The sequence below is a fragment of the Streptomyces sp. NBC_00016 genome (assembly GCF_045040885.1).
In the GTDB taxonomy this organism is placed as follows: domain Bacteria; phylum Actinomycetota; class Actinomycetes; order Streptomycetales; family Streptomycetaceae; genus Streptomyces; species Streptomyces coriariae.
This window is the reverse complement of sequence record NZ_CP108304.1, coordinates 2,477,750-2,499,225: the sequence shown is the minus strand read 5'-3', so window position 1 is coordinate 2,499,225 and position 21,476 is coordinate 2,477,750. Positions and strand designations below refer to the sequence as shown.

Genomic DNA, 21,476 nt, shown 5'->3' with positions numbered 1-21,476 from the left:
CCGCGGCCTATCCGAACAGCTTCTTGAGTTCGCGGTTGACGGCCGTGTCGGCCTTGTCGAGCGCGGCCTCCGGGTCCATGTCCTTACGGACGCTGTTGGCGAAGACGTCCTCGAGCGAGGTGCGCATGGCCTGCGTCCAGCCGATGTTGTCGAAGTGCCCGAACTCGTTGAAGAGCCGGACGCCTTCGGCGGCGTTGCCCGACTTGAGCTTGGTGGCGGTCTGCGCGAGCGAGGTGCGCGGCGGAATGTGGAATCCGAAGTCGGTGGCCCATTCCTCCTGGTACTTCTTCTGGTCGATCCACAGCCACTTGACGTACTCCTTGGCCGCTTCGACGTTCTCGCCCTTGGCGTTGACGAACATCGACCAGCCGCCGTTGTAGACCGACTGCTTGCCCGAGTCGATGGTCTTCGGGAAGGGGAAGACGCCCCAGTCGTCGCCGAGTGCGGCCTGGATCCCCGGCATCGCCCACATTCCGCAGAACTGGATGGCGCACAGGCCCTGGTTGAGCGAGGAGGGGTCCCAGGACTCGGTCGGCGCGCCGAGGAGGAGGTCGCCGCTGGTGAACAGCTTGCGCATCTTCTTCAGGCCCTCGATGACGCCGGGGGTGTGGTAGGCGATCTCGTTCTTGTCGGTGAGGTGGTCGGCGCCGGCCGACCAGATCATCGTGTCGATGACGTTGTGCAGGTCGTTGCCCATGTACAGGCCCTTGACCTTGCCGGTGGTGAGCTTGGCGGCTGCTTCCGCCAGCTCGTCGAGCGTGGTCGGCACCTCGACCTTGGCCTTCTCCAGCATCGACTTGCGGTAGAAGAAGAACTGCGGGTCGTCGATCATACGGACGCCGTAGATCTTGCCGTCCACCGTGTGCGACTTGATGTCGGCCGGGTTGAAGTCGTCCTTGACCGGCGTGACGATGTCGGTCAGGTCCGCCACCTGACCGCTCTTGATGAGCTGGATCTGCGGGTGGAACTCGAAGAGGTCGGGCGCGTTCTTGGTGAGCAGGGTCGCGAAGAGCTTGCTCTCGAAGTCGGCACTGGTGATCCACTGCGTGGTCACGTCGGCCTTGTCGTAGGCCTTCGCGTACTTCTTGATGGCCTGCTCGGTGCCCTGCTCGCCGTACGCGTGGAAGTACTGCGTGAGGCCGACACCCGAACCGGAGCCGCCACCGCGGCCGTTGTTGCCGCCGCAGGCGGCGAGCGTGCCGGCGGCGGCCATGCCCGCGGCCGCTCGGAAGAGGGACCTGCGGGACCAGTTGCTGTTGCTCATTGCCGACATGGCGACGTCCTTGTCTCGAAGTGCGGCTACGGCTCTGTGGCTCGGCGCAGGTGGCTCAATTCCTGTCGCGGAGCGGGACGTTAACCTTCGGCTAAGCCTTCGGCAAGGGGTTGGACGAAGTCTGTTCGAAGCGTTGTGATCGGTTCGGAATGGCGAACGAGAGGGGTTGCGGCAAAGGGTGTGACCTGGCTGCCGCAGGGGTAACGCGGGCGCATGGCAAGGAGGTTGAGGGCCGCCGGTGTCAGGGCCGGCGGCCCTCGGTCAGTGGGGTGCTTCCGGCGGCTGTCGCCTGGTCAGGGCCTTGCCGGCCTCGCGGGTGCGGCCGTGCGGGATCACTTTCGAGCCGTCGACGACCGTCCGGTCGCCGACGTCGGGGCACTCGCCGTTCGTCCGGCCGGCGCGCTGTCCGGCGGCGTTCGGCAACCGGCGCGGGAGGCCGCCACCGGCGGGGTGTCGTTCGCTTCGGACACCGACCGGTGGCCGGTGTCCGTGCGGTGGCGTCCCTGGGTGCCTTCTTCATGTCGCACGACAGGACTGCTGCTCGCTGCAGCCCGCGCGGGGCTGCGGGCGCCGCAGGACGCGTCGGCGGGCAGCGGATTGCGAGAACGCTTTCCGGCAAGTGCTCCGGCACCGCAAGCGAATCGCCGGGTTTCTTGGAGTTTCCTCGGGCAGAGGGCGTACGCCGTGGTCGGTGCGCGTAACACTGCATCCCTTCCGTCGTCGTGAAGGCGGTGCGGTTCCGCATGGATCATGCGGGTGGTGCGGTACGGCTCCTCGCACCGGCGAAGACGGTGCGCTTGGCGTTTCTCTGACCCACCGACTGCAATGCCCCTTCGAGCGCGAACGTCGCCGCGCCCAGACAGGCCGGGTCGGTGGGGATGGGGGAGAGGACGATCCGGCTGGCGGCCAGCGGCCGCTTCAGCGCGTGCCGGGCGACTGCCTCCCGCACCTCGTCGAGAAGGGGTTCGCCGAGCCGGGCGGCGACCCAGCTGCTCAGGACGACCACCTCGGGGTTGAGCACGTTGACCAGGTTGGCGATACCCGCGCCGAGGTAGCGGGCGGTGTCGCGGACGACCTTGACGGCGACCGGGTCGCCCGCGGCGACCCCCGCGGCCAGGGCGTTGATGGTGGCGGTCTGGTCGTCGGGATGCAACAGCGGGCTCCGCGGGCTGAGTTCACGCAGGTTCTGCATGATGCCGGGCGCGCCGACGTACGTCTCCACGCAGCCGTGGTTGCCGCAGCGGCACAGCCGCCCGTCGAGCACGAGCGTGGTGTGCCCCCACTCGCCGGCGCTGTTGCTGACGCCCCGGTGCAGCCCGCCGCCGAGGACGAGACCTGCCCCGACACCGGTGCCCAGGTTGACCACCACGGCGTCCCCGTGACCGCGCGCCGCCCCGAACCACAGCTCGGCGACCGCGCCCGCGCGCAGCGGGTTGTCCAAGTACAGGGGATACGCGATGTGTTCGGAGAGCAGGTCGAGCAACGGCACATCGTGCCAGTCCCAGTTGGGCGCGTATTCGGAGATGCCGGTGGCCCGGTCCACCTGCCCCGGCACGCTCACCCCGACGCCGAGCACCCGGGCGGCCTCGACCCCGGCCTGCGCGACCACCGAAGCGGCGGCCGCGGCGACATGGCCGACCACCTGCTGGGGGCGGCTCTCGCCGGGCCGCATGTTCTCCTCGGCGCGGGCCAGCACGTTCAGCGCGAGGTCGAAGAGCTCGACATGGACGTAGGTCTCCGCGATGTCCACGCCGATCAACGCGCCCCCCGACGCGTTGACGGCCACGAGGCCCCGCGGGCGGCCACCCGCCGAGTCCTCGAACCCGACCTCGGTGATCATGCGGAGGTCGAGCAGCTCGCCGACGAGGGTGGCGACGGTGGCGAGCGAGAGACCGGTGGTGGCCGCGAGCTCCTGCCGGGAGGTGGGCGAGGCGGCGATGATCTGACGCAGCACCTCGTAGCGGTTCGCGGTGCGGATGTCCCGTGATGTGCCGCGCTTCATGCAGCGTGCCCCCTCATCCCTTCCGTGCCTTTCCGTGGCGGGCGGGCCCGCACTGCGACGGCACCGGCGCCGCGCCAGGCTATGGGCTGCCGAACCGTTCGACAAGGGGTTAGGAAAGGGGCTTTATAAAGTCGCCGGAGTCGCCTGCTCAGCCTGCCAAAACGTCCCGCACGAAGGCGTTGGTGAACTTCCCGGCCGGATCCAGCACCCGTGCGAGGGCCGTGAAGTCGTCGATCCGGGGATACCGTCCGCGCACCACGTCGGCCGGCATCTCGAACACCTTGCCCCAGTGCGGCCGCGGCTCGAAGGGCTCCAGCGCGGCTTCCACCGCCCGCACCACCGGGAGCACGGCGGCCGTGTCCTCGACCCAGGTGAAGTGCAGCGCCACGGTGTCCCGCCCGTAGGAAGGACTCAGCCACTGCTCGTCGGCGGCCACCGTACGCACCTCGCACACCTGGAGCACGGGGGCGACTGTCTGCCGGATACCGTCGATCGCATACAGCGCCTCGGTGGCATGCCGGCGCGCCAGCAGGTACTCGCTCTGCAGCTCGTTCCCGCTGCTCGGGGTGAACTCCGCCCGGAAGTGCGGCAACCGCTCGTGCCACGGCCCCGGCACGCCGAACTGCTCGGTGCAGTTGACCGCCGGCATCCCCGGTACCGGATGCAGCGCCTCCACGGCCGGCGTGGCCCACGGGAAGTCGGCGAGGGGCTCGTCCGTGCGCCGTTTCAGCCACACCTGCCGGAAGCCGGGCGCGCCCCAGTCGGTGAACAGGCTGACGCTGTACGCGGCCCCCGCGACGGTCTCGAAGTCCAGCCCGTCCAGGGGCAGTTCGGTGAACGTGTGCTGCTCGACCTCGAAGCCGGGCTGCAGATCGAGGACGAGCGCGGTGACCACCCCGAGAGCGCCCAGCGAGGTGACGGCCCCGCCGAACCGCCGGTCGCCGCGTCCGATGACGACGGTCGAGCCGTCGGCGGTGACGATCTCCACCTCCCGTACGGCCGAGGCGAGCGAGCCGTTGCCGACCCCCGACCCGTGGGTGCCGGTGGCCACCGACCCGGCGACCGAGATGTGCGGCAAGGAGGCCATGTTCGCCAGCGCGAGCCCGCGCTCGTGCACGCGGCGCGCCAGCTCGGCGTACCGGACCCCGCCCGCGACCCGTACGGTCCGGGCCGCCGTGTCGACGTCGATCTCACCGGCCAGCGCGCCCAGCGACAGCAGTACACCGTCGACGCCGGGCTCGGCGATCTCGTTGAACGAGTGCCCGCTGCCCAGCACCCGCACCCGCCCGCTCCCCGCCACCAGCGAGCGGAGCGCGTCGAGAGAGCGCGGACGGTGCAGTTCGCCGGCGGCGAAGGTGATGTTGCCGGCCCAGTTGGTAACGGTTTCTGTCATGCGACTGCTCGCCCCTCCCGAGGAGATCGAGAACCCGGAATTCCCAGGTGGAACCTACCTTGCCCGCAACACGAGGCCCCCGCCCCCACCTCCGCGCGGCCGGGGGCATACCGTGAGGAGTCGTACGCCTGAGCCGGGAGGAGAGACGGATGGACAGCCGTACCGCGCTGGTCGAGGATCTGATGGAGCGGTTTCCGCATGTTCCGCGGGAGGCCGTCTTCAAGGAGGACCTGCTGCGCGGAGGCGTGGCCTTCGACCCCTCCGCCCTCAGTGACAACGAGTCGGGCGAGGTCAAACCGAAGTCCTACTTCATCTTCTCCTTCGACCACGGCACCCTGCCCGAGCTGGGCGAGGCCGCGCTGCGCCGCCCGCCGGAGGAGATCATCCTCACGGGAGGCCCCTACGACCTGCGGCGGACGGTCGTCTCGGTCCGGGTGAATCCGTCCTCCCCGTACCGTGTCGCGGCGGACGACGAAGGTCTGCTCGGGCTCTACCTCGACGGAAAGCGCATCGCCGACGTCGGCGTGCCGCCGATGCCGGAGTACTACCGGCACAAGCTTTCCAACGGGAAGTCCGTCATGGAGGTCGCCCCGACCATCCAGTGGGGTTACCTGATCTATCTGACCGTTTTCCGGGTGTGTCAGTACTTCGGCGCCAAGGAGGAGTGCCAGTACTGCGACATCAACCACAACTGGCGCCAGCACAAGGCGGCCGGCCGGCCGTACACGGGCGTGAAGGACGTCGAGGAGGTCCTCGAAGCCCTGGAGATCATCGACCGGTACGACACCCAGAAGGCGTCCACCGCCTACACCCTCACCGGTGGCGCGATCACCAAGACCGTCGCCGGCCGGGACGAGGCCGACTTCTACGGTCATTACGCCAAGGCCATCGAGGAGCGCTTCCCGGGCCGCTGGATCGGCAAGGTCGTCGCCCAGGCGCTGCCCCGCGACGACGTGCAGCGCTTCAAGGACTACGGGGTGCAGATCTACCACCCCAACTACGAGGTGTGGGACCGCCGGCTGTTCGAGCTGTACTGCCCGGGCAAGGAGCGCTACGTCGGCCGCGACGAGTGGCACAAGCGCATCCTGGACTCGGCGGAGATCTTCGGCGCGCGCAACGTGATCCCCAACTTCGTCGCGGGGGTGGAGATGGCCGAGCCGTTCGGTTTCACCACCGTGGACGAGGCCATCGCCTCCACCACGGAGGGCCTGCGTTTCTTCATGTCGCAGGGCATCACGCCGCGCTTCACCACCTGGTGCCCGGAGCCCACCACCCCGCTGGGCAAGGCCAACCCGCAGGGTGCGCCGCTGGAATACCACATCCGGCTGCTGGAGGCCTATCGCGCCACCATGGACGAGTTCGGTCTCTCCTCGCCTCCCGGCTACGGACTGCCCGGACCCGGCCGCGCGGTGTTCTCCGTCAGTTCCTTCATGGACAGCCTTCCGGCAGAGGACTCGGCGACCGTATAGTCCGCGCAACGGTGGCCACGGTCCGCGAAGGACGCCCGCGGAGCAATCCGTGAAGCAGTCCGCGGAGCAATCCGCGGAAAAGTTCGCGAAAACGGTGTCGCAACATGGCGTCGGCAGTGAACACAGGGCGGTCCGCGTCCGTACTGGAGGCCGGAGTACCGGGCGCGGCCGCCTTCTCGTCGTCCCGTTCAGCTGTCTGTCCTGCTGTCCTGACATGACATCTGAACAGGGCGCTTGTCAGTTGTGTTGGAAACGTGAAAAGCTCTGCCCCTGCCGCGAGGTTCCCCCCAACTCCATTGCCGTCATGGTGAGTTGACCTCGCTTGTGGATGCAGGAGACTCATGCCCGACCTGCCGACCCCGAAGGACGCCGCCGAGGCCGCGCTGTTCTCCGAGTGCTGGGACGCCGTCCTGTCGTACGCCGATCTGTGTACGTCCGGCTCGACCGCGGCGAACCAGCTGGCCCGTGAGGCGTTCGCACTCGGCATACGCGAGGCCCGCGCCGCCGAGGACGGTACCGCACGAGGTGCCGGCCGCCGCTCGTCCCGGCTGCCCCGGATCCCGCTGCTGCTGACCGCCGTACGCACCACGGCCGCCGCCTGGGAGGCCCGGGGACAGGGCCACAAACTCGACCCCGATCTGCGTCTGTGGCTCAACTCCGACAAGGCCGCACGGTATGTCGGACCGCCCCTGAGCCGCCCCATCGCCCTGCGCGGACTGCGTGACATGCAGGAACCGGACGCCGCTCTGCTGTGGCTGGCGGAGGTCGAGGCACTGCCGCTGCAGGCCGTGGTCCGCAGGCAGGGCCTCGACCCGACCGCCGCGGTGGAGGAGCTGAACCAGGTCCGCGGACTGTTCCGGGACCGCTGCCACCGCAACCATCTCGACACGCCGATGGACGCGGAGTGCCGCAGCTACGTCCGGCTCCTGGACGCCGTCACCCGCTCGCCCGCCGCCGACACGCCCCCCGATCTCTCCCGCCACCTCGCCACCTGCGTGGAGTGCGCGGAGGCCGCCGCCTGTCTGCGGCTGCACGGGGGCGGACTGCCCGCCGCCCTCGCCCAGGGCGTCATCGGCTGGGGCGGCCTCGCCTACCTGGAGCGCCGCCGCCGGGCCGCCGAGGTGCGCCTCGGCGCCGGCCGCCCGGACGCGCCGGACGCCGAGGGCGCGGCGGAACAGGTCGCCGCGAGCAGGGCACGCATGCTGCGGGGCGGCATGCTCGCCGCCGCCGCCCTGGTCTCCGTGGTGGCACTCGCCGTGTCGATGATGCCGGGCGACACCGGCGGCGGCAGCGGCGGCGAGAACGTCGCCCAGGGCAACCCCGCGGACAGCACCCCGGTGGCCGGCCCCGGCTCCGTCCTGCCGTCCGCGGATCCCGCCACCTCTGCCGCGCCGTCCTCGTCCCGCCCGGCGGCGTCCGCGAGCGGTACGCCCTCGGCGACCGGCGGCAACGATGCCGGGAAGCCCGACCCCGAGCCCCAGGGCACCTCCTCGGCCACCGCCGGTGCCGGTGCCGGAGGCAGCGAGGAGGCGGCGGCCTGCGAGGTCACGTACGACCTCGTCAACCAGTGGCCCGACGGCTTCCAGGCCACCGTCACCGTCACCACCGCCGTGACACTCGACGCCTGGCGCGTGGCCTGGTCCTTCCGCGACGGCCAGAAGGTCGACCAGATGTGGGACGCGAGCCTCGCCCAGGACGGCTCACGGGTCACCGCGACCGCCGCCGACTACAACAGGTCCGTCTCCGCGAACGGCACGCTCACCTTCGGTTTCCTCGCCTCCTGGCAGAACAAGAACAGCGCGCCGTACGCGTTCACCCTCAACGGGCAGACGTGCACGAGCTCTTGACGCCCGACGGCTGAACCGGCGCCGACGGAAGCGGGGCCCAGGACGGAGAGGGGGCGGGGTTCCCGCCCTCGCTCTGCGCGCCTGCGGACTCGGGGCCAGGGTCTCGCGCCGCGCGGGAAGGGGTGATCCCGGACGGGCGCAGCCGCGTCGACCACGCGCGCGTGGCCGACATCGGCGAGTGGGCCGGAAATGGGTGGCAACCGGCTTCCTGCGCCCCTATCCTGAGTGAGCTTTTGAGCGGGGCCGACGGCCGCGCTGTCAGTCGTGTGAGGAACCTGAGGAACGGGAGGTGTGACCGATGACTGTCGCCGAGAAAGGTGCTGTTCGCAGCGACCGGACGTTCGTTCACTCCACCTCCGCGGTCTCCGGCTGACCACTTCTTCCGCCTCGCGTACGCGAGCGCTGCCGGGGCCGCCCCTGTGAAGGGTCCCCCTTGCATTTCTTCTCCACCTCCACCTCCGTCTCCTCCTCGGCTTCGCCGCTGCCTCTCGCCGCGTACGGCTGGGACGCCGACCGGGAAGCCGAGTTCGCTCCTTACGCCGAGCGGGGCCTGCTGCCCGGCCGCGTGGTGCGGGTCGACCGTGGGCTGTGCGATGTCGTCACCGCGGCGGGCATCGTGCGTGCCGACACCGAGTTCGTCGTTCCGCGTGACCCGCTGAAGGTCGTGTGCACGGGCGACTGGGTCGCCGTCGACCCCGAGGACGCCGATCCGCGATACGTACAGACACTTCTGACGCGCCGTACGGCCTTCGTCCGGTCCACCTCCTCCAAGCGGTCCGAGGGACAGATCCTCGCCGCCAACGTCGACCACGCCGTCGTCGCGATGTCCCTGGCCGTCGAACTCGACCTCGGCCGCATCGAGCGGTTCCTGGCGCTGGCCTGGGAGTCCGGCGCCCAGCCCGTCGTCGTGCTCACCAAGGCCGACCTGGTGCCCGACCCGGTCGCGCTGTCGTACCTCGTCGAGGACGTCGAGGCGAGCGCGCCCGGCGTGCCCGTGCTCACCGTCCGCGCGCGCGACGGCGTCGGCGTCGAGGAACTCGCCGCGCTCCTCGGGCAGGGCACCTCCGTGCTGCTCGGAGCGTCCGGCGCGGGCAAGTCGACGCTCGCGAACGCGCTCGTCGGCGAGGACGTGATGGGCGTCCAGGCCACCCGCGACATGGACGGCAAGGGACGGCACACCACCACCACCCGCAACCTGCTGCCGCTGCCCGGCGGGGGCGTCCTCATCGACACGCCCGGACTGCGCGGCGTCGGCCTCTGGGACGCCGGCGCCGGGGTCGGACAGGTCTTCGCGGAGATCGAGGAGTTCGCCCGGGACTGCCGGTTCCACGACTGCGCGCACGAGTCCGAACCGGGGTGCGCGGTGCGGGCGGCCGTCGAGGACGGGCAACTGCCGACACGACGGCTGGAGAGCTACCACAAGCTCGTCCGGGAGAACCAGTGGATCGTCGCCAAGTCCGACGCCCGCATGCGCGCCGACGTCCGCCAGGACTGGAAGCGCAAGCAGGCCGCCGGCCGGGCCGCGGGGGAGGCGAAGCGAGGGCGCGGGCCGTGGCGACCCGCTCCGCCGCGGTAACACGTAACTGTTGCGGTAACGCTTGCCGGTCCTGAGGCGCAGCCTGTTGCGGTAACGCTTGCCGGTCCTGAGGCGCCCGCCTGTTTCGGTAACGCTTGCCGGTCCGGTAACGCGTACATGGTCCGGTGAACGCGTACGCGGTCCGGTAAGGCTTGCCGGCCCCGGTCCCGGCCGCGGCCTGGTAGCACGTTCCCGTTTCGGAAACGTGCGTCTGTTCGGGAAGCCCTTGCGGGTCTCGGTAACGCACATGTGGTCCGGTAACACTTGCCTGGTCGGCAACCCGTTTCCGGTGCAACGTCACGTCCGATTTCCGCTAGCACCGTTTCTCCCGGGCGCGAAGACTGGAGTCCATGACGGACCAGGACACGCAGTACGAGGCGGTCCGCAGCAGGGATGCCCGGTTCGACGGCGAGTTCTTCTTCGCCGTCGAGACCACCGGCATCTACTGCCGGCCCAGCTGCCCCGCCGTGACGCCGAAACGCCACAACGTGCGTTTCTTCGCGACGGCCGCCGCCGCGCAGGGCTCGGGTTTCCGGGCCTGCCGACGGTGCCGCCCGGACGCCGTGCCGGGATCGGCCGACTGGAACGCGCGTGCCGACGTCGTCGGCCGGGCCATGCGGCTGATCGGTGACGGCGTCGTCGACCGGGAGGGCGTCACCGGGCTCGCCGTACGGCTCGGCTACAGCGCCCGCCAGGTGCAGCGGCAGCTCACCGCCGAACTCGGCGCGGGACCGGTCGCCCTCGCCCGGGCGCAGCGCGCGCACACCGCGCGGGTCCTGCTCCAGACGACGGGCCTGCCGGTCACGGAGATCGCCTTCGCGTCCGGGTTCGCCAGCGTGCGCCAGTTCAACGACACCGTCAAGACCGTGTACGCGACGACCCCGACCGGACTGCGGGCCGCCGTCCGTGCGACCCGCCGCACCGCCACCCCGTCCGCGGGGATCCCGCTGCGGCTCGCACACCGGGGCCCGTACCACGCGGGCGCCGTGTTCGACCTGCTGCGACGGGAGGCCGTGGCCGGGGTGGAGGAGGTGAGCGGGCCGCCCGGCGGGCGCACCTACCGCCGTACGCTGCGACTGCCCTACGGCACCGGGATCGTCGCCGTCGACGAGCGGGCGGGCGACCCGGGCCGGGCCTCGGCCGTCCACCCCGGTGGGTGGCTCGACGCCCGGTTGCATCTCACCGACCCGCGCGACCTCACCACCGCCGTCCAGCGGCTGCGGAGGCTGCTCGACCTCGACTCCGACCCGTACGCCGTCGACGAGCGGCTCGGCGCCGACCCGAGGCTCGCCCCGCTGGTCGCCGCCCGGCCAGGGCTGCGGGCGCCGGGGGCCGCCGACCCGGAGGAGTACGCGGTGCGGGCGGTCGTGGGGAGGGCGGCGGCCGAACGGCTGGTTCACGCCTACGGCAAGGCCCTCGACGCGCCCTGCGGCACCCTCACCCACCTCTTCCCCGAGCCGGCCGTCCTGGCACAGGCTGGGTCTGGGTCTGGGACTGGGACTGGGTCCGGATCCGAGTCCGAGTCCGGCTTCGAAGGGCCGCTGGGCGTCCTCACCGCCGCCCTCGCCGACGGCACCGTACGGCTGGACCCGGGCGTCGACCGGGACGACGCCCAGGAGGCACTGCTCGCGCTGCCCGGGCTGGACGCCCGTACGATCGCGGAGATCCGTGCCCGTGCCCTCGGCGACCCCGACGTCGCGCCGCCCGGCGTGGACGTCCCCGACACCTGGCGCCCCTGGCGCACCTACGCCCTGCACCACTTGCGCGCCGCGGAGGAACGATGACCGACCTGACGTACTGGACCAGCGTGGAGAGCCCGCTCGGCCCTCTGCTGCTCACCGCCGACGCCGACGCCACGCTGACCTCCCTCTCCGTGCCCGGACAGAAGGGCGGACGGACCGTCCAGGACGGCTGGCGGCACGACCCCGGACCCTTCCGCTCCGCCGCGGAACAGCTCGCCGCCTACTTCGCCGCCGAGCTGAAGGAGTTCCGGCTGCCGATGCGCAGTGACGGCACCGAGTTCCGCGAGCGCGTGTGGGCCGCCCTCGACTCCGTGCCCTACGGGGCGACCACGACCTACGGCGAGATCGCGGCCCGCGTCGGCGCCTCGCGGATGGCCGTACGGGCCGTCGGCGGGGCGATCGGGGCGAACCCGCTGCTGATCGTGCGCCCCTGCCACCGGGTGATCGGCGCCGACGGCTCGCTGACGGGATATGCGGGCGGGTTGGAGCGCAAGGTGCGGCTGCTCTCGCTGGAGGGCTCGCTCGAGGAGCGGTTCCGGGGTCTCGCCTGATCGGGGGCCGCCGCCGGCGGTGCCTACAGCCCCCCAGGCACCGACATCCTCAAGCCCCGTCATCCCCCAGGCCCCGTCATCCCCCAGGCCCCGTCATCCCCCAAGCACCGTCATCTCCACGGAACGGTCATCCCCACAGAACCGTGCCCAGCCACGCCCCCATGATCAAGAGGCAGGTGAACAGCTCCGTGAGGACGCTGGAGCCGCCCGAGCGCATCGCCGTGCGCAGGGCCGCCCGGGCTTCGCCGTGACGGCCCAGGCGGAGACGTTCGGAGAGATAGATGCCGCCCATGAAGCCCGGGATCGCGCCGATCACGGGCAGCAGGAAGAAGCCGAGGAACGCGCCGAGCCCCGCGTACGCCGCCATCCGGGGAGTCGCGCCGCTCTCCCGCAGCCGACGGGGCGGCAGCGTCCAGCGCACCACCTGCGACAGGAACAGCGTGACCGTGGCACCGACCAGCACGATCCAGGCGGTCGGCTGCGGATCCTCCAGCGCCCACCACAGGACCGCGGCCCACACCAGCCACGATCCCGGTACGCCGGGCACCAGCACTCCGCACAGGCCGAGCAGAATGACCACTGCGACCAGCAGGAGTTGACCCACTCCCATCTGCCCAGGGTGCCCGAGCCAGGGAGAACGCGCAGGTCAAGCCGTGCGGCCTCGGACCGCTGACGCGTACGGTCAGTGCTCGCGGGCCACCCACCCCCGTTCGTACGCGTGCCAGCCCAGTTGCAGCCGGGTCGTCACCCCCGTCAGCTCCATCAGCCCCTTCACCCGGCGCTGTACGGTCCGCAGCCCGAGGTCGAGCTGCTTGGCGGCGCTCGCGTCGGTCATCCCGGCCAGCAGCAGGGACAGGATCTCCAGGTCGGTGGCGTCGGGACCGTCCGGGGCCTGCTCGACCACGCCGGCCGCGCCGAGGCGCAGCGGCAGCGCCTCCCGCCACACCGACTCGAACAGGCCCGACAGCAGCTCCAGCAACCCGCTCGCGTGCACCACCAGCGCGGCGGGCTCCGCCGAGCGGCCGGTCAACGGCACCAGGGCGAGCGAGCGGTCGGCGACGACCAGCTTCGTCGGCACTTGGTCCACCACCCGCACCTGTTCGTCCCGGCCCAGCGCGGCGGTCAGCTCCGCCATGCCGTCCGGCTGGTCGAGCACCGTCCGTTCCAGTACGACGCGGTAGCGCACCCCGCGGGCCGTTGCCCGCTCCTCGGCGTCGTTCTCGCCGCCCGTCACGGCCACCGGGGTGCCGGTGACCAGCGCGCACACCTCCTCGCTCGCCCCGAGCTGGATCTGCAGGAAGCGCTGGGAGACGGCGGCGGCGCCCGTCACCACCTCGACCAGGTCGTGCACCGCCGGTTCGGCGGCCGCCGCCCGGTACTCCTCGGCGAGCAGGGCCGCCGCCAGCTCCGCCTTCTCCAGCTCGTGCCGCTGCTGGGTGAGCAGCGCCCCCAGGGCGACGCCCGGAGGCGCGGCGACCCAGCGGCCGGGGCGACCCGAGGACTGCGCGGCGAGACCGTGCCGCTCCAGCCGGCGCAGCGCGCGTTCGGTGTCGTGCTCGCCGAGGGCCAGCCGACGCGCCAGGTCGGGCACGTCGGCGGCGCCCACGGACACCAGCGCCCGGTACGCCGACTCGTGCGTCCCGTCCAGCCCTATCGCTCCCAGCATCGGGTGCTCCCCTCCTTCTGACGTCCCGTGAATGGCGGGAAACAGCCACGGCGTAAACCCGCCGCCGCACATCATCGCCGTACCGCCGGTCACTCTGCCAAGGTGTGGCCACGGCGGAAAACGTGATCATCCACTGATCATCCACAGCGGAGGTCCAGGAGCGCCGTGCAGACTCGGGCCGGTCGGCCACAACGCCGCGGCGCGGAAACCTTTCGAGAACGTGATCCGAGCTCATGACGCGCAGGGGCGCATAGGGGAATGAGCCTGGGTCACCCCATGTCGCCGGGCGGTTCTCCCGTGGGGGGTGGAACCGCCCGGCGACCTTTGTCGCACCGTGCTTCGCACTGGCGTTCAGGACGTCACTCGGCCCACTGTTCGACACACGTGCGGTGGCGCATTTTCCGGATGCCCCGTTTTCATCCGGCCCGCGCAGTGGACAATCGGGGGCATGAGCCAGCAGGGGGGAAGGCCCACCGGTCACCAGGACGACTGGTGGGGGCAGTTGTACGACGACGCCACCGAGGACACGGGGCCCGCGCGCACCGCAGACTCCCTGGACGACCGTTTCGCCTCGGCCGCCGGGGCGGTGCGCTCAGGTGGTGCGGCCGGTGCGGCGGAGAACGCGGGTACGCCGGACGACGTCGGCGGACCCGGGTCCACGGCGGCCCCGCGGCACCCGAAGGGCGCGGGCGACACGGGGGGCCACACGGGCGGTGCGGACGCCCCCGGCGACGCGGGACCGGTACCGGCACCCCGTGCCGAGCGGCCCGGCTCCGCAGGGCAGACGGACTGGTGGACCTCGTCGGCCGCCACGACGGCGGGGGCGCCACCGCCCCCGGAGGCCACCGTTCCGCTCCCCCGGAGCCGGTCCGCCGCCGATTCCGCCGCCGCGTCCGCCCCGGGGCGGGATGCCGGGTGGGACACCCCGTGGGATGCCGGTCCGGATCCCGAGCAGACTGCTGGTGCTGGTGCTGGTGCTGGTGCTGGTGCTGGTGCTGGTGCCGGACGCGACGGCGACGAGCGCGACGGCTGGGGCGACGCCGAGCCCGGCACCGGACGGGACTCCGAACCGGACTTCTGGCGGAACGGCGGACGCTCATCCGGACGGGACGGCGGGCAGGGCTCCGGACGGGACGGCGGGCAGGACTCCGGAAGGGATTCCGGACGAAACGCCGCGCCGGACGACATCGGGCGCAGTCCGGAGCATGACGACGTCGAGCGGGATGTCGGCGTCGGTGCAGGCGCCGTGGGGACGGACCAGGGTGCCGGCTCGTCGGGGCGGCACCGCGCTCCCTGGGAGCCGCCGTCGGACACACCCGCCGGTCCTGCGAACTTCCTGCCCCGCCCGCTGCCGCCGGGATTCGCCGAGCGGCCGCCCCACGACCCCGCCCGCTCCACCGCCGACGGCCTCGCGTCGACCCGGACGCCCCCCGACGCCTCCGAACCTCCGGCGCCGTCCACCCCGCCCGCGCCGCCGTCCACCCCGCCCGCACTGCCGACGACCTCGGCCGCCGGGCAGGCGACCGCGACCGCCCCCGGTGAGGGCACCGGGCCGGCCTCACCCGCCGCGCCGCCCCCACCGCCCGCGATGCCCCCCGTGCCGGCCCACGCGCCGCCGCCCCCACAGGCCCCCACCACCTCCGTCGACGGTTCGGCGGCCCCCCTCTACGCGGCGAGCCCCGCGCCCGCCCCCGAACGCGAGCCGGACTCCGAACGCGCCCCCGTCTCCCCGAGCACCTCCCCACCGGATCATCCCCCCACCGTCCCCAGCCTGCCCGCCCTGCCCGCCGTCCCGCCCCTGTCCACGTCCAAGGAGTACGTCGGTTCGGGGCCGCCCACCTACGATGCCGAGCCCACCGCTCTTCCGCCCGCGGACCCGGACGACCTCGCCGACCTGGTCGCCGACACCGTCCTGGACGGCGCCCGGTACGGAGTCTGGGCGCTGCGGGCCGCCTCGGTGCGGGGGGACTCCGCGCGGTACCGGGGGGAGCCGCGCCGTGACGCGTTCCTCACCGCCCGCTTCGGCGCGGGGGAGCAGGCGCTGATCCTGGTCGCGATGGCGACCGGTGCCCGGGCGACCCCGGGAGCGCATCGGGCGGCCGCAGAGGTGTGCCGGTGGATCGGGCGGGCCGTGGGCCGCAGTCACGTCCGGCTCGCGGAGGACATGCGGGCGGCCAGGCGCGGAGACCTGAAGTCGGGCCTGCACCGGCTCACCGACCGCAGCCTCGGCCGGCTCCGCGCCAGCGCCGCCGAGCAGGGCCTGGAACCGGAGGAGTACGCGGCCACCCTGCGCTGTCTGCTCCTGCCCGCCGACCCCGCCTGCCGTACGCGCGTCTTCTTCGGCGTCGGCGCCGGCGGCCTGTTCCGGCTGCGCGACGGTGTGTGGCGGGACATCGAGCCGCAGGTGGGCGAGGTGGCGGGCGCACCGGTCGTGGGGTTCGGATCGTTGCCCGCCGAGACGCCCGAGGGCGACCGGCTCACCATGGACCTGGGCATCACCACACCGCCGAACCCTTACGACCCGGACCCCGAACCGCCCCGCGAGCCCTTCCGTTTCCGCGCTTCCGTAGCCCGCCCGGGTGACACGCTCCTGATGTGCACGGACGGCCTGGCCGAGCCCCTGCGCGGGGAGCGGGAGCTGTCCGCGTACCTGGCGGGACGCTGGTCGGGCCCCACTCCGCCCGGTCTCGCCGCCTTCCTCGCCGACACCCAGGTGAGGGTGAAGGGCTACGCCGACGACCGCACGGCGGCGGCCGTCTGGGAGGCGTAACCGAGTCGCCGCGGCCACTGTGGAGTCAGGGACCCGAGGAGACCGAAGGGGTGCGTCGATCCATGGCCAAGCAGAACGTCGCGGAACAGTTCGTGGACATCCTCGCCCGCGCGGGGGTGCGGCGCCTCTACGGTGTCGTCGGGGACAGCCTCAACCCCGTGGTGGACGCGGTGCGGCGCAATCCCGCCATCGACTGGATCCACGTCCGGCACGAGGAGACGGCCGCCTTCGCCGCCGGTGCGGAAGCCCAGATCACCGGGAAACTCGCGGCCTGCGCGGGGTCCTGCGGACCCGGCAACCTCCATCTCATCAACGGCCTCTACGACGCCCACCGCTCCATGGCTCCTGTTCTGGCCCTCGCCTCGCACATCCCGTCCAGCGAAATCGGTCTCGGCTATTTTCAGGAAACCCACCCCGATCAGTTGTTCCGCGAGTGCAGCCACTACAGCGAGCTGATCTCCAGCCCGAAACAGATGCCCCGGCTGTTGCACACCGCCATCCAGAACGCGGTCGGGCGCAGTGGCGTCAGCGTCGTGTCGCTGCCCGGTGACATCGCCGACCGGACGGCCCCCGACAAAGCCGTCGAAACCGCTCTCGTCACCGCCCGGCCCACCGTCCGACCCGGCGACGCCGAGATCGACGCGCTGGTCGCGATGATCGACGCCGCCGACAAGGTCACGCTGTTCTGCGGCAGCGGTACGGCCGGCGCGCACGCCGAGGTCATGGAGTTCGCCGGGAAGATCAAGTCCCCGGTGGGGCATGCGTTGCGCGGCAAGGAACACATTCAGTACGACAACCCGTACGACGTCGGGATGAGCGGTCTCCTCGGCTACGGCGCCGCCTACGAGGCCACCCACGAGTGCGACCTGCTGATCCTGCTCGGAACCGATTTCCCCTACAGCGCCTTCCTCCCCGACGACGTGAAGATCGCCCAGGTCGACGTACGCCCCGAACACCTCGGCCGGCGCTCGAAACTGGACCTCGCCGTATGGGGCGACGTACGGGAGACCCTGCGCTGTCTCATCCCGCGGGTGCGGGCCAAGGCGAACCGGCGCTTCCTCGACCGGATGCTGAAGAAGCACGCCGACGCGCTGGAGGGGGTGGTGAAGGCGTATACGCGGAAAGTGGAGAAACACGTTCCCATCCATCCCGAGTATGTCGCCGCCGTCCTTGACGAACTCGCCGACGAGGACGCCGTGTTCACCGTCGACACCGGTATGTGCAACGTCTGGGCCGCCCGCTATCTCACCCCCAACGGCAGGCGTCGTGTCATCGGCTCCTTCTCGCACGGCTCCATGGCCAACGCGCTGCCCATGGCGATCGGCGCCCAGTTCACCGACCGCCGCCGGCAGGTCGTGTCGATGTCCGGCGACGGCGGATTCGCCATGCTGATGGGCGACTTCCTGACGCTGGTGCAGTACGACCTGCCGGTGAAGGTCGTGCTCTTCAACAACTCGTCGCTGGGCATGGTCGAGCTGGAGATGCTGGTCGCCGGTCTGCCCTCGTACGGCACCACCAACAAGAACCCCGACTTCGCCGCCGTCGCCCGCGCCTGCGGTGCCCACGGTGTGCGCGTCGAGAAGCCCAGACAGCTGGCCGGCGCACTGAAGGACGCCTTCCGGCACAAGGGCCCGGCCCTCGTCGACGTCGTCACCGACCCCAACGCCCTGTCCATCCCGCCGAAGATCAGCGCCGAGATGGTCACCGGATTCGCCCTCTCCGCCTCGAAGATCGTTCTCGACGGCGGAGTGGGCCGGATGCTGCAGATGGCCCGCTCGAACCTGCGCAACGTGCCCCGGCCGTAGGACGGTGGCGGCCGGTCGGGGATGTCAGTCGCCGGTCGGGACCCACTGACGTTCACCGTTGTCGGAGGAGCCGTACCAGTAGCGCGGCAACCCCTTGATGCCGCTCGTGCGGAACGGGCGGCCGCGGTCGTCGACACGGACCGTGCCGGTGCGCCCCTGGGACGACCAGTCCAGTTCGAGGTACCAGTCGCAGGCACAGGTCTCGGTCCGTGCCGTGACCAGCAGCACTTCGGGGTCGGTGCTGGACACGCGGTAGGGCAGGCTCACCGCCGGGATCGGCGTGCCCGCGTCGTTGCCGGCGACGGAGTGCGCCACGGGACGGTCCTTGTCCAGGTCGACCGCGAAGTAACGCCTGCTGAGAGAACCCCCGCAGCCCTGGTCCATGGCGTACGCGGTGCCCGTCATGGGCGCGGCACGACCGACGACCCGCACGCGCAGCGCCGTCAGCACGACGGCCGTGGAGTTGCGGCCCTGCACCGAGACCTCCACGTTGGTCTCCCGCCCGTGCACCGCCCCCTGGGCGGTTGCCCAGGGGCCGGCGTCCTGCTCCGCCGGGGGCGGCGGGACCTGCGCCGGCGGCTTGTCGATGACGTAGTCGTGACTGCAGCCGAGCGCCCAGACCTGTGAGTCGACGGTCCAGGCGAGCGGTACGCCCGACGCGGGTTCCGATGCCTTGCCACCGGCCGGGGAGGTGTCCGGGGTGGGGGAGTTCTTCGCGGGGCGGGCGGAAGGGGAGGCGGTGCCGGCTGTCGGCGAGGCGGTCGAGCCGACGCCGGGCGTGGGGGAGTGGGCCGAGTCCGTCGTCCGGGGTACGGGCGTGGCGGACTCGGAGGGCCGGCCGACGTCGCCGGAGGCCGAGGGGTGGCCGCCGCCGGGCAGCGCGGACAGCGTTCCCAGGGTGGCGAGCAGCGCGCAGGCGACACCGACGGCGACCGTGGTGCGCCGACGGCGGTACCAACGGCGAGGCGGTACCTGTTTCCCGTCCGGTTTCCGGGCCTGTGTGCCTGCCGTAGGCCAGGGTTCCGTTCCTGCCGGTGTTTCGGAGGGTTTCGCGGTCTCCGACGGCGTCGCGGTTTCCGGTGTTTCCGGCGCCCCAGTTGTTACTGCCGTTTCCCGCGTTTCCCGCGTTACCGGTAAGGCTGCCGTTCCCGGTGTTTCCGACCGTTCGTAGGCCTCACGTGTTTCCTGGGCTTCCTGGGCTGCCTGAGCTTCCTGGGTTGTATGAGCCTCCGGTGTTCCAGCCGTTTCCCCGGGTTCCGGTGTCTCCGAAGTCGCCGTGGTGCGGGCCCGCTGGCGGGCCGCCACCGCTCGCAGCCACCGCCGGTGCAGTTCGAGGCGTTCCTCCGGTGTCGCCCCGCAGAACTCCGCGAGCCGTTCGACGGGGGCGAAGTCCTGTGGAACCGCTTCCCCGGCGCAGTACCGGTGCAGCGTCGAGGTGTTCATGCCCAGCCGGCGGGCCAGGGAGCCGTAGCTGCGCTCCGTGCGCCCCTTCAGTTCCGTCAGCAGCGCCGCGAACTCCGTCACATCGGCCACACCGTCGTCGGTCGACACCGTTCTCCCTGTGTTCGTCCGGCCCGGCGGTCATCCCAGGCACTCATATACCTGCACGTCAGATGGGCTGGGATGGTTCCACCTCGGCCGATCGGGCGCTGACCGTTGCACCGGGCCGCCCGCAGCGCCGATGCTCTTGGTGTCGCACCGACCAGGGCCGGACCGACCAACCGGCGTCGTGGCGACGACCCACAGCCATGCACTCACTCACGGGGGACACCCATGTCCAAGCGCACCCGAGCCGGCACGCTCACCGGGCTCACCGCACTCACGGCTGCGGGCCTCGCCCTCGGTACCGTACTCGCCGTACCGGCCGGCGCCGCCACTGTGCGACCCGGTTTCCTCTCGGCCGCCGACCTTCCGCCGCACACCAGCTCGTCCTGGACGGCCGGCGAGGTCACCGCCGGCGCGTCCCCGGACGTGGAGGTGGACCGCTGCCTCGGCATGGCGCTGGGCGACGGCAGGGACTCCTGGTACCGGGACTTCCGGACCGACCTCGACACGAGCGCCCGCCAGGTGAGCGTCGAGCTGTCGAGCGTCAGCGCGGCGAAGGGCCGGTTCGCACGGGTCAACCAGGACATCAAGTCCTGCCCGGCGTGGATCGAGCAGGCCGACCCGGAGGTCGAGGCCACGCTCAAGGACTACGGGAAGCTCAACGTGGAGGAAGGCGCCCACGTCTACGGCCTGCACACCGAGACCTCCTGGGGCGCGACCGACATCCGCCTCCTCTCGGTCGGCCGGGACGGTACGACGGTGACGGTCGTGGACTGGGGCCAGCTGGGCGACTTCGGCGACGCCCCGGTGAAGGCCTTCAAGAAGACGACCGTCACGGCCGTCAACAAGCTCCACTGACACACGACCACCGAGGAAGAACCGGGGCCGCCGCCCTCCCGCCACGGGGGTCGGGAGGGCCGGTGGCCCCGTACGACCACACAGCCACCACTCAGGCCGGACAGGCCGCGCACACGAGACACACGGGGAACACGCACATGACCAGCGACAACAGCATGACCAGCAATAACAGCACGACCAGCGACAACAGCGCGACCGGCAAGAGCAGCACGACCCGTTTGCGTACCGCCCGCCGCCGTACGGCCGTGGCCGCCGGCCTCGCGCTGGCCCTCGGTCTCGGGGTGACGGCACAGGCCTCCGCCGGCAGCCCGCGCAGCGTGAGCGGCAAGCCGTCCGACAACATCACGCGCATCGCCGACTTCTACGGCGCCTACATCGACGCGGTGACCGACGAGGGCGGCGGCAAGCTCGCGGACGAACTTCGCAAGCACTACCTGACCCCCGCCTTCCAGAAGGAGCTGGCGGCCTGGGAGGACAAGAACCACGCCGACGGCGTCCTCCAGGCGCAGAACGTCCCGCTCGCGTGGAAGGTCACCGACAACGGCACGGCGAACTACACGGAGGCCGTCGTCACCCTCACCTGGGGCAGCGACACCACGCAGCTCATCGTCGACATGACCCGCGGCACCCACAAGATCTTCCACATCGGCACGAAGGGAGTCGCGGCCGGCTAGGTCACCACCGTCCCGACGTGAGCGGTATCGACGTTCGTCCGGTCGTTCGGTTGTCCGGCCGGCCGACCGGACGCCGATACCGCGGCACAGGCGGCCCATGCGGCACCGGCGACGCAGGTCGTGGAGTGCGGGGGAGCCAACAGTTCGATCACCGGTCCGTCCAACCCTGTTCCCTGCCGAGGCCGTTCGCGCACCGGCGGATTCCGGCCAACCTCGTCGGCCGCGCGAGGGCGTGCTCGGCGCGGCGGCGCGGTGCGGGTCGGTGGACGACGCGGTGGGGGCGCTACCGGCTGCCCCACCCCTTC

Annotated in this window: 15 protein-coding genes; 9 read left to right on the top strand and 6 right to left on the bottom strand. The window is 71.6% G+C overall.

Annotated elements, in window-relative coordinates; genetic code table 11:
- Window positions 1-7: 7 nt before the first annotated feature.
- The 3 genes from OG933_RS10970 to OG933_RS10960 all read right to left on the bottom strand — a co-directional run bounded on the left by OG933_RS10970 (window position 8) and on the right by OG933_RS10960 (window position 4,668).
- A complete protein-coding gene (locus OG933_RS10970) occupies window positions 8-1,264 on the bottom strand; it encodes an extracellular solute-binding protein (RefSeq protein WP_020125384.1) in 1,257 nt (418 codons plus the stop codon).
- A gap of 757 nt (window positions 1,265-2,021) precedes the next feature.
- Window positions 2,022-3,275 carry an ROK family protein gene (locus OG933_RS10965; protein WP_405626762.1) on the bottom strand — a complete coding sequence of 418 codons (1,254 nt, stop codon included), beginning with the start codon at window positions 3,273-3,275 and terminating at the stop codon, window positions 2,022-2,024.
- Window positions 3,276-3,423: 148 nt separating this feature from the next.
- Window positions 3,424-4,668: an FAD-binding protein gene (locus tag OG933_RS10960; RefSeq protein ID WP_362524961.1), complete on the bottom strand. Its 1,245-nt coding sequence runs from the start codon at window positions 4,666-4,668 to the stop codon at window positions 3,424-3,426.
- A 149-nt stretch (window positions 4,669-4,817) separates the two neighbouring features.
- Between OG933_RS10960 and OG933_RS10955 the strand changes: the two genes are divergently transcribed.
- The 5 genes from OG933_RS10955 (at window position 4,818) to OG933_RS10935 (ending at window position 11,853) form a co-directional block, all read left to right on the top strand.
- Window positions 4,818-6,137, top strand: coding sequence for a radical SAM protein (locus tag OG933_RS10955; protein WP_020125387.1), 1,320 nt, complete (start codon window positions 4,818-4,820; stop codon window positions 6,135-6,137).
- Window positions 6,138-6,478: 341 nt separating this feature from the next.
- On the top strand, window positions 6,479-7,984 hold the full coding sequence (locus OG933_RS10950) for a cellulose binding domain-containing protein (protein WP_405626759.1): 1,506 nt from the start codon (window positions 6,479-6,481) through the stop codon (window positions 7,982-7,984).
- A gap of 433 nt (window positions 7,985-8,417) precedes the next feature.
- Entirely contained in the window at window positions 8,418-9,560 is a 1,143-nt protein-coding gene (rsgA, locus tag OG933_RS10945) for a ribosome small subunit-dependent GTPase A (protein WP_405626757.1), read from the top strand.
- Between the two features lie 350 nt (window positions 9,561-9,910).
- Window positions 9,911-11,344: a bifunctional transcriptional activator/DNA repair enzyme AdaA gene (locus tag OG933_RS10940; RefSeq protein WP_405626756.1), complete on the top strand. Its 1,434-nt coding sequence runs from the start codon at window positions 9,911-9,913 to the stop codon at window positions 11,342-11,344.
- Window positions 11,341-11,853 carry a methylated-DNA--[protein]-cysteine S-methyltransferase gene (locus tag OG933_RS10935; protein WP_405626755.1) on the top strand — a complete coding sequence of 171 codons (513 nt, stop codon included), beginning with the start codon at window positions 11,341-11,343 and terminating at the stop codon, window positions 11,851-11,853. Before OG933_RS10940 ends, OG933_RS10935 begins: the two co-directional genes overlap by 4 nt.
- Before the next feature lie 127 nt (window positions 11,854-11,980).
- Here the strand turns inward: OG933_RS10935 and OG933_RS10930 are convergent, their stop codons facing one another.
- On the bottom strand, window positions 11,981-12,463 hold the full coding sequence (locus tag OG933_RS10930; RefSeq protein WP_362524950.1) for a DUF456 domain-containing protein: 483 nt from the start codon (window positions 12,461-12,463) through the stop codon (window positions 11,981-11,983).
- Window positions 12,464-12,535: 72 nt separating this feature from the next.
- Window positions 12,536-13,519, bottom strand: a complete 984-nt coding sequence (locus OG933_RS10925) for a helix-turn-helix domain-containing protein (RefSeq protein WP_405626754.1) — start codon at window positions 13,517-13,519, stop codon at window positions 12,536-12,538.
- 448 nt (window positions 13,520-13,967) lie between these two features.
- Between OG933_RS10925 and OG933_RS10920 the strand changes: the two genes are divergently transcribed.
- Both OG933_RS10920 and OG933_RS10915 read left to right on the top strand, forming a co-directional pair.
- Window positions 13,968-16,289, top strand: a complete 2,322-nt coding sequence (locus OG933_RS10920; RefSeq protein WP_405626751.1) for a protein phosphatase 2C domain-containing protein — start codon at window positions 13,968-13,970, stop codon at window positions 16,287-16,289.
- A 62-nt stretch (window positions 16,290-16,351) separates the two neighbouring features.
- A complete protein-coding gene (locus OG933_RS10915; protein ID WP_405626750.1) occupies window positions 16,352-18,094 on the top strand; it encodes a pyruvate dehydrogenase in 1,743 nt (580 codons plus the stop codon).
- A gap of 24 nt (window positions 18,095-18,118) precedes the next feature.
- Here OG933_RS10915 and OG933_RS10910 read toward each other — a convergent pair whose 3' ends face one another.
- Window positions 18,119-19,645, bottom strand: coding sequence for a helix-turn-helix domain-containing protein (locus OG933_RS10910; RefSeq protein WP_405626747.1), 1,527 nt, complete (start codon window positions 19,643-19,645; stop codon window positions 18,119-18,121).
- A gap of 222 nt (window positions 19,646-19,867) precedes the next feature.
- Here OG933_RS10910 and OG933_RS10905 point away from each other — a divergent pair, with 222 nt between their 5' ends.
- Window positions 19,868-20,497, top strand: a complete 630-nt coding sequence (locus OG933_RS10905; RefSeq protein ID WP_405626746.1) for a hypothetical protein — start codon at window positions 19,868-19,870, stop codon at window positions 20,495-20,497.
- Window positions 20,498-20,634: 137 nt separating this feature from the next.
- Window positions 20,635-21,171, top strand: coding sequence for a hypothetical protein (locus OG933_RS10900; RefSeq protein ID WP_405626744.1), 537 nt, complete (start codon window positions 20,635-20,637; stop codon window positions 21,169-21,171).
- The last annotated feature ends 305 nt before the right edge of the window (window positions 21,172-21,476 follow it).